The organism is Cupriavidus sp. SK-4 (assembly GCF_000611125.1).
Lineage (GTDB): Bacteria > Pseudomonadota > Gammaproteobacteria > Burkholderiales > Burkholderiaceae > Cupriavidus > Cupriavidus necator.
The window spans coordinates 2,330-4,166 of the sequence record NZ_JFJW01000069.1 but is presented as its reverse complement, the minus strand read 5'-3'; the positions used below and the strand labels follow the sequence as shown (position 1 = coordinate 4,166).

Sequence of the window (1,837 nt, the reverse complement as noted above, 5' to 3'; positions counted from 1 at the left end):
ACGGGCAACCGTGCGGGGCGTCGTCGCTTTCAGCCGCCGTGCGCGATCCGCACGGCCAGGCCCTTGCCGGCGCCATCGGTGCGGTTGGCGAACGCAATCTCCAGCCCATGCAGCCGCGCCACGCGCTGCGCAATCGAAATGCCGAGGCCGTGGCCCTGCTCGCGTTGCCCCGATCCGCCACGGAAGAACCGATCGCCCAGCCGCGCCAGCACGTTAGGCGCGACGCCCGGGCCCTGGTCGAGCACCGTGACGCTGTCGGGCCGGAAATCGATGGTCACCAGCGCGCCCGGCGGACTGTAGCGGATGGCGTTGTCGAGCAGGTTGCGCAGCAGCAGCGACAGCAGGTTGGTGTCACCCGCCACCGGCAATGGCGCCTGCCCTTCCGGGGGCCATTCCAGCTCGACGTCGACCTGCTTCCGCTGCGCCAGAGCCAGGCAGTCCGACAGCGCCTGCTGCGCCACCGGGACCCAGTTGACCGGCTGGCGTGACGGCAGGCCGGCGGCATCTTCCAGCCGGCTCAGCGTCAGCAGCTGCGACACCAGCCGGCTGATGCGGTCGATGCCGGTGGCCACGTTGGCGCGTGCCTGCGCGCGCTCGGCGTCATCGGCCGAACGCTCGGCGATTTCCCACTGCGCCTTCAGCGCGGCCAGCGGCGTGCGCATCTCATGGGCCGCATCGGCGGTGAGGCGCCGTTCATGCTCGATCGAATCCGAGACGCGCGCCAGCAGGCGGTTCATGGCGTGCACCAGCGGCACCAGTTCGCCCGGCACTGCCTGCAGGCTGAGCGGCCGGCGGTCTTGGGGGGCGCGGCCTTCAATATCGGTCGACAACGCGCGCACCGGCGCCATGGCGCGCCGCATGAACCAGATCAGCAGGCCGATCAGCACCGGCAGGCCTGCTGCCCACGGCAGCACCTGCGCGGCGATATAGGACAGGATCAGCTCATTGCGCTCGGCCAGTTGCTGGCCCACGCAGACGCGCCAGCCCGTGTCGGGATCATCGAGGTAGTAAAGCCGCCAGGACTGCTTGTCGATGGTGACGTCGGTAAAGCCCTTCACTCCCGGCGCACGCGGCAGCAGGTCGCCCTCGGGATCGATATGCAAGGGCTTGCCGTCCGGCAGCCAGGCGGCGATGGCGAGATCGCCCAGGCCGGCATCGCCCTGGTCGCCCTCGACCAGCTCTGGCAGCCGGGTGCGCGACGGCGCCGCGGCGACATCCACCAGCGGCACCACCGAATGCATCTGCAGCGCCATGCGCACCATGTCGGTGTCATAGAGTTCATTGATCTCGTGCCGGGCGCGCACGTAGGTCATGCCGATGGTCAGCAGCCACACCACCGGCGCGGCGATCAGCACCGCAAGGATGAGCCGGCGCTGCAACGTCATGTGCAGTCCTCGGCCGCGCCCAGCGTGTAGCCGGCGCCGCGGAAGGTGCGCACGATCTTCGGATGGATCTTGCGGCGCAGGTGGTGGATATGGACTTCCAGCGCGTTGCTTTCAACGCCGCCCTGCCAGTCATAGAGTTTGTCGCGCAGGAAGTCGCGCGTCAGCAGCCGGTTGGGGTGCGCCAGCAGCAGCTCCAGCAGCATGGCTTCGCGGCTGGTCAGTTCCAAGGGCTTGCCCTGCCAGTACGCCTGGCGCGCGGCCGGGTGGAATTCCAGCGCGCCGTGCTTCCACACTGGCGACGACAGGCCCGCGGCGCGGCGGGTCACGGCACGCAGCCGGGCCGCCAGCTCATCGAGCGCGATCGGCTTGACCAGGTAGTCGTCGGCACCGGCGTCAAGGCCGCCGATGCGGCTGTCGATCGCATCGCGCGCGGTCAGCACGATCACCGGGAT

General features: G+C 69.7%; 1 protein-coding gene and 1 pseudogene. Both read right to left on the bottom strand.

Annotated features, from left to right (window positions below; translation table 11 throughout):
* Nucleotides 1-29: 29 nt before the first annotated feature.
* On the bottom strand, nucleotides 30-1,385 hold the full coding sequence (locus CF68_RS15000) for an ATP-binding protein (RefSeq protein WP_035820054.1): 1,356 nt from the start codon (nucleotides 1,383-1,385) through the stop codon (nucleotides 30-32).
* A pseudogene (locus tag CF68_RS14995) lies at nucleotides 1,382-1,837 on the bottom strand (winged helix-turn-helix domain-containing protein); the annotation flags it as partial. The pseudogene CF68_RS14995 and the gene CF68_RS15000, both read right to left, overlap by 4 nt.